This is a genomic window from Deltaproteobacteria bacterium, assembly GCA_020848745.1.
Classification (GTDB): domain Bacteria; phylum Desulfobacterota; class Binatia; order UTPRO1; family UTPRO1; genus UTPRO1.
In genome coordinates, this window is sequence record JADLHM010000150.1 from 22,698 (window position 1) to 28,852 (window position 6,155).

The window sequence follows — 6,155 nt, forward strand, 5'->3', positions numbered from 1 at the left end:
GGCGGCGACACCGTCGGGGGCGCTCGTCATCTCCTCGATCGGCTTGCCCGAGATGGAACACCGCGCGATCCGTACTGTCGTCGCGGTACGTCCAGCCGGTACGGACGTACACCCGAAGCTTCTCGCAACCGGCAGACTCTGCTCAGTGAGCGGCGCGGCCCGTGAAGTGGTCCATGCTGTGGTTGACGCCGAGAAACTCCATGATCGCGTCGAACGCTCCGATCGGCAGCAGGCGTCCGAGCCAGGTCGTCCGCACCACGCCCGGGAGGATCAGCCGACGCTTGTTGCGCACGATCGCGTCGACAATCCGATCGGTCACCCGCTCCGGATCGAGGATCGGTAGGATCGCGGGAAATCGCGTCCGTACCCCAGCGAACATTCCGGTGCTGATATAGAAGGGACACACCACGGTCGTCACGACACGACTCCCGAGGCGGCGCAGCTCCAGGCGCAACGATTCGTCAAACCCCACCGCGGCGTGCTTGCTCGCGCAATAGTCGGTCATCTTCGAGATGCCGACGATCCCGGCCGCGGACGCAATCGTCACGATGTGCCCGCTGTTACGCGCCAACATGGTTGGGAGGAACGCTCGCGTCATCCAGAAGAGCGCCAGCACGTTCACATCGAACGTGAGCTCGATCTCGCGCGGCGTCGCGTCGAGCAGGGTCTTGCCGGTCACCACTCCCGCGTTGTTGATCAAGACGTCGATCGGCGCCCGGGCGAGAGCGCGCCCCGCCGCCGCCTCGATCGCTTCGCGGGAGGAGACATCGCACACGTCGGTCTCGACGCTCCGGCCCGCGGCCTCGATGTCACGCCGGGCCGCTTCGAGTCCTGCGGCGTTCACGTCCCACAGCACGACGTGCGCCCCGCGTCTAGCGAGCTTTTGGGCGAGCAACAGGCCGAGTCCACTGGCCGCTCCGGTGATCAGCACCCGGCGACCGGCGATCTCGCTCATCGCCACGCCTCGTCAGCGCGTCGTCGTATCACAGCCCCTCGACCAGACTCGTGCTGAGATAGCGCTCGGCCGAGCTCGGAAAGACGGCGACGATGAACTTGCCGGCCATCTCCGGGCGGTCGGCCACCTGCAGCGCCGCCCACGCGGCCGCGCCGCTGCTGATGCCGCACGGAATGCCCTCGAGACGCGCGACCTCACGGGCCGTCTTGATCGCATCCTCGTCCTTCACCTGGACGATGCTGTCGATGACTCGGGTATCGAGGATCTCCGGGATGAAGCCGGCCCCGATCCCCTGGATCTTGTGGGGACCGGGAGCCCCGCCCGACAGCACCGGCGACGCCGCCGGCTCGACCGCGACCGTGTGGAACGACGGCTTCCGTTGCTTCAATACCTCGCTGACCCCGGTGATCGTCCCGCCCGTCCCGACGCCCGAGATCAGGACGTCGATCTGTCCGTCGGTATCGTCCCAGAGCTCGTTGGCGGTCGTGCGCCGATGGATGTCGGGATTCGCCGGATTCTGAAATTGCTGAGGGATGAACGAGTTCGGCGTGCTGGCGGCGATCTCTTCGGCTTTGGCGATCGCACCGCGCATGCCCTGCGCTGCGGGCGTCAGCACGAGCTCCGCCCCGAGGAGACGCAGAAGCACGCGGCGCTCCTGCGACATCGACTCGGGCATCGTCAGGATCAAACGTATGCCGCGTGCGGCACACACGAATGCCAGGGCGATACCGGTGTTGCCGCTCGTCGGCTCCACGATGACCGAGCGCTCGCTGATGAGATTGGCGCGCTGCGCGGCATCGATCATGCTGAGGCCGATGCGATCCTTCACGCTCGAGAGCGGGTTGAAGAATTCGAGCTTGGCATACAGCCGCACGTTGCGCCCCGCCGTCACGCGATTCAGGCGTACCAATGGGGTCCGCCCGATGGTCTGGGTGATGTCGTCGTAGAGTCGAGCCATGCACCTCTAGTAGCGCACCCGCCTTCGAGCGCAAACAGCGCCGCCCTCCTCGAAAACCCGCTGGACGTCACGATCCCTCGGGGCTAGAGTCTTTCCATCGGTACTCGATCCGAGGTTCACACAGACCTCTACGAGCCGAGCTCGGGATCGAGGCCGGAGGGTGACATCGGCGGTCGCTCCTCCGGCGGCGGGGCTTGGGCCCGCTCGGTGCTCGCGCCGGAAGAAAGGAGGTGGTCCAGTGACGTTTGTCTCTACGGTGATCTGTGAGGTGGTCGCCTCCTAGGCGTACCCACACGTAACGTCGCTGGGTCGTGCTCCGGAGGCCCAGGCAACCACCGAACCCCGATGGTCCCCGCTTCACCGGCGGGGCGGCGCGTCGCCGCGATGGCCATCGGGGTTTTTCTTCTGCGACACCGAGACAGCAGGAGGCGGACGTCCTGTAGGTTCGCTGACGCACCGCGAATGCGCCGCGCTGCGCGATCCGCGGCATACGGTCACCCTACTCGGCGCGGCTCCGCGTACTTCGGGTTGGCGATGGCGAGTCGCTCGGTAGCAGTCGCGCGGAGGTGGGCGAGGACGGCCGCCCCCCATGAGCCATCGTCGGCTGCTCCGGCGCGGATCCGTTCGGCGAGCGCGGCGTTCAGCTCGCGTACGGCCGCTCGGAGCGTCTCCTCGCTCGCAGGCGCGTTCAATGACGGCCTCCCCAGAAGCTCCACGAGGCGACGCCACTCAGCGCGAAGCAAATGCTCGCCGTGGACGATCTCGCGCGCCACGATGGCAAGGACATTGACGGCGACCCGCGCGTGGAACTGCTTCGTTCCCTCCAGCGCCGGGACGACCTGCTCGTCCAGGAACGCGCGCACCGCTTCGAGAAGCTCCGGGGCATCGGGACGATCCTGCATGGATCAATCCACCAGCTCGAGCAGGTCGTGCTCGGCTTCCGCCGTCCGCCGTCCGATGCTCGCGAGCTCGACACTCCGCACACCACCGTCGAGATAGGTACGCGCCTGTGCGATGCAAATGACCGCCCACTTGAGGTCGCCGAGCGCTTCCCAGAACCGCACGACGTCGGGATCGACCGGCTCTCCGCTCGCCTCCCCGTAAGCGCGAAAGAAGTCCGCACGCTCGCCGATACCCCCGACCGGTAGAGCACTTCCGAAGCGCCACGCGCGCACGCACATCCATCCGAGATCCTCCATCGGATCGCCGACGTGGGCCTGCTCCCAGTCGAGCACGACGCGCACACCTTCCGGCCCGAACATCACGTTGCCGATGCGGAAGTCTCCGTGCACGAGCACGCGCCGACGGCTCGAAGGCAAGCGCCGGGCAAGCCAGCGGAAGCCGTACTCGATCACTGGGTGCGGCTCCGGTGCGAGCACACGATAGAGCTGCTCGTAGCGCCTCAGCTCGGCCGTCGCGGGATGCTCCCAGTCGCGTCGACCCGGCAAATCGTCCAGCGACGCGTCCAGGGGCACTGCGTGGATGCGCGCGAGAATCGCGCCGAGCTGCGCCGGCATCACACGTCGCGCCGCCGCGTACCTCGGCTCTCGCAGGAGACGGCGCGCGAGCGTCTCGCCCTCGATCCGCTCCATCACGAAGAAACACCCTTCCAATACCGCCGGGTCGTCTCCCAGCCAGAGCACCGCCGGCACCGGTACGCCAGCGGCATGCGCGACGCGCAGCACGCGAAACTCGAGCGCCCGATCGGTCCCGACATTCGTCGGACCCGGATCGCGGCGCAGGATCAAGGTGCGCGTCGGGCCGTCGGCAAACCGAGCGTCGAACGACCACGTCTCGCGCGATGCTCCACCCGCGACACGGCGCAGATGCTCGACCATGACGTCACCCTGACCACTGGCCGCAGCCAGAAAATCGCGGAGGCGGGATGCCAACTCGTCCGGACTCACGCCCCGGTGCATACGGCGGCCCTTCGCCGGAACGCAAGACGACCGGATTGCGAGGCGTGTGCACGCGTGGCAGAAACCCGGAACCTTCGCTCGGCAAAGGAGATCCCCATGCAGCTCGTCGCAGGAAAGGTCGCCATCGTCACGGGCTCCGGACGAGGTATCGGCCGTGCCACAGCGGAGCTCCTCGCGGCCCACGGCGCGCGCGTGACCCTAAACGACCTCGGTGCCGAGGTTGCCGAGGAAACCGCCACGGCGATCCGCCGGAAAGGCGGCGAAGCGCTCGTCGTCGCCGGCTCCATGACGGATCCGAAATTCCCCGATAGGCTCGTCAAGGCGACCGTCGACGAGTTCGGCGGGCTCGACATCATCGTGAACAACGCCGGCTACACGCACGACGGTGTGATCCACAAGATGTCCGACGAGCAGTGGGCTGCGATGCTCGACGTCCACCTGACGGGCCCGTTCCGCCTCCTGCGCGCCGCGTCGCTCTACTGGCGCGATTGGGCCAAAGCCGAGATCGCCGATGGGAAGCAGATCATGCGGAAGGTGATCAACGTCTCGTCGACCTCGGGCGTCGCCGGCAATGCTGGCCAGGTGAACTACGCCGCTGGAAAGATGGGTATCGTCGGCGTCACCAAGACGCTCGCCAAGGAATGGGGCCGGCTCAACATCAACGTCAATGCGGTTGCGTACGGCTTCATCGAGACCCGACTCACCGCCGCGAAGGAGCCGGCGAGCACGGCAGAGGTCGACGGGCAGATGGTCGAGCTCGGCATTCCCGAGGAGATGCGCAAGGCCGCAAAGCGCATGATCCCGCTCGGCCGCTCCGGCACCCCCGAGGAGGCCGCCGGTCCCGTGCTCTTTCTCGCCTCCCCGCTCGCAGACTACGTGACGGGGCACGTGGTCCTCGTGACCGGCGGCAGCTACATGTGAGCTACGGTGCAGTGCCGTCGGGCTCGCCGACGCGATACGCGACCACCGCATTCGAGCTGGCGCCGGCCACATAGACGTTCCGGCCGTCCGGGCTCACGGCGACGCTGCGCGCGAAGGCGAGGCACGGTCGGCCAGGCGCGCCGCGCTGCTGCTCGAGGAAGGTGAGCGCTCCGGACCTCGGATCGCGCTCGAACACCGCGACCGCGTGGTCGAGCGTGCTCGCCGCATACAACCGACGACCGTCCGGGCTGACCGCGGCCCAGAGTACCCCATAGAGACCTTCGACCCCGTCGAGGCCTTGCGCGACGAGATCCACGAGCCCGAGCGCGCCGCTCGATCGATCACGTCGGAATATGCCAATCGTGTCGTCGCCCTGGCGGGGCGCATAGACGAAACTGCCGTCCGGACTGATGGCGATGGAATGCACCCCCACGAATCCGAGGTCGGCCTCCGGCGAAGGAGGTCGCAAGGTCAGGTGACCGGTCGCCTTGTCGCGCGCGAATACCGTGAGCACACTCTGGTCGCCGCTCGCGACGTAGAGCTGTGCGCCGTCCGGACTGATCGCGAGGCCGAGCGGCTCCGCGATGCCGCTCACGCCGAGCACGCCCTGATGCTGCACCTCGACGAAAGTCAGCCAACCGGTCAGGGTGTTGCGCCTGAAGACCGCGATCGCGTCCGACTTCTGACCGCTCGCGTACAGGAACTCTCCGTCCGGACTGATGGCAAGGGCGCGGGCATAGCGGATACCTTCGACGCCGGCCGTTCCTTCCTTTTGCGCCTCGAGGAACGTGAGCGCCCCGGTCCCGGAATCACGTGAGAACGCTGCGATCGCGTCGTCGCCGGCGCCGGCGACGTACACGAAGCGCCCATCGGGGCTGACAGCGACCGCGGAAGCGTAGGCGATGCCATCGACGTTTCCGACCCCGTCTCGCTGGATCTCGAGCTCGCTGAGCGCACCGTTCCCTGGATCGCGAGAGAAGACGGCAACGGCGTTGCTGCTCGGGCCCACCGCGTACGCGTTGCGCCCGTCAGGGCTCACAACCACCTGCAGCACGCCTGCAAGGCCGCGCACGCCGCCCTCTCCCTCGATGACGACATTCACGAAATCGAGAGCCGCCGCTCCCGCGAAACCCGGAGCGACGACGGTCGCAACGCCCAGCGAAAGCGCTGCGAGGCCGAACGCGGGTGTACGGCGTCTCGACCGCATGCCCGAGGTCTAGCAGGGCGCCGATCCCTTCGCGACCCACCCTCGCCGCACGACCCGGCGGTCGTGCTCCTCCGCCCGGCTCTCGAGTTGCGGGGCCGCACGGCGGACGCTACTTCACCCTCGTGCGCGGGTTCATCTTGCAGCCGACGTACCGTGTCGTCGGCAGCACGCCTGAAGTGCATCTCTACGGAACGC

6 protein-coding genes are annotated in these 6,155 nt (G+C 67.5%); 1 reads left to right on the forward strand and 5 read right to left on the reverse strand.

What is annotated here, in order from left to right:
• Positions 1 to 142 precede the first annotated feature (142 nt).
• From IT293_21790 to IT293_21805, 4 genes are all read right to left on the reverse strand, one after another.
• Positions 143 to 955 (reverse strand): SDR family oxidoreductase, encoded by an 813-nt coding sequence (locus IT293_21790; GenBank protein MCC6767291.1) that lies wholly within the window; start codon positions 953 to 955, stop codon positions 143 to 145.
• Between the two features lie 28 nt (positions 956 to 983).
• On the reverse strand, positions 984 to 1,913 hold the full coding sequence (gene cysK, locus IT293_21795) for a cysteine synthase A (GenBank protein MCC6767292.1): 930 nt from the start codon (positions 1,911 to 1,913) through the stop codon (positions 984 to 986).
• Between the two features lie 494 nt (positions 1,914 to 2,407).
• Complete coding sequence (locus IT293_21800) at positions 2,408 to 2,815, reverse strand: hypothetical protein (protein MCC6767293.1); 408 nt, start codon at positions 2,813 to 2,815, stop codon at positions 2,408 to 2,410.
• Between the two features lie 3 nt (positions 2,816 to 2,818).
• Positions 2,819 to 3,832 carry a phosphotransferase family protein gene (locus IT293_21805; GenBank protein ID MCC6767294.1) on the reverse strand — a complete coding sequence of 338 codons (1,014 nt, stop codon included), beginning with the start codon at positions 3,830 to 3,832 and terminating at the stop codon, positions 2,819 to 2,821.
• A 96-nt stretch (positions 3,833 to 3,928) separates the two neighbouring features.
• Here IT293_21805 and IT293_21810 point away from each other — a divergent pair, with 96 nt between their 5' ends.
• Positions 3,929 to 4,753 carry an SDR family oxidoreductase gene (locus tag IT293_21810; protein MCC6767295.1) on the forward strand — a complete coding sequence of 275 codons (825 nt, stop codon included), beginning with the start codon at positions 3,929 to 3,931 and terminating at the stop codon, positions 4,751 to 4,753.
• A gap of 1 nt (position 4,754) precedes the next feature.
• Here the strand turns inward: IT293_21810 and IT293_21815 are convergent, their stop codons facing one another.
• Positions 4,755 to 5,855: a beta-propeller fold lactonase family protein gene (locus IT293_21815; GenBank protein ID MCC6767296.1), complete on the reverse strand. Its 1,101-nt coding sequence runs from the start codon at positions 5,853 to 5,855 to the stop codon at positions 4,755 to 4,757.
• Positions 5,856 to 6,155: the final 300 nt, after the last annotated feature.

Coding starts and splice junctions, on each gene's coding strand:
- IT293_21790 (MCC6767291.1), bottom strand. CDS start 955: ATGAGCGAGATCGCCGGTCGCCGGGTGCTGATCACCGGAGCGGCCAGT.
- cysK (MCC6767292.1), bottom strand. CDS start 1,913: ATGGCTCGACTCTACGACGACATCACCCAGACCATCGGGCGGACCCCA.
- IT293_21800 (MCC6767293.1), bottom strand. CDS start 2,815: ATGCAGGATCGTCCCGATGCCCCGGAGCTTCTCGAAGCGGTGCGCGCG.
- IT293_21805 (MCC6767294.1), bottom strand. CDS start 3,832: ATGCACCGGGGCGTGAGTCCGGACGAGTTGGCATCCCGCCTCCGCGAT.
- IT293_21810 (MCC6767295.1), top strand. CDS start 3,929: ATGCAGCTCGTCGCAGGAAAGGTCGCCATCGTCACGGGCTCCGGACGA.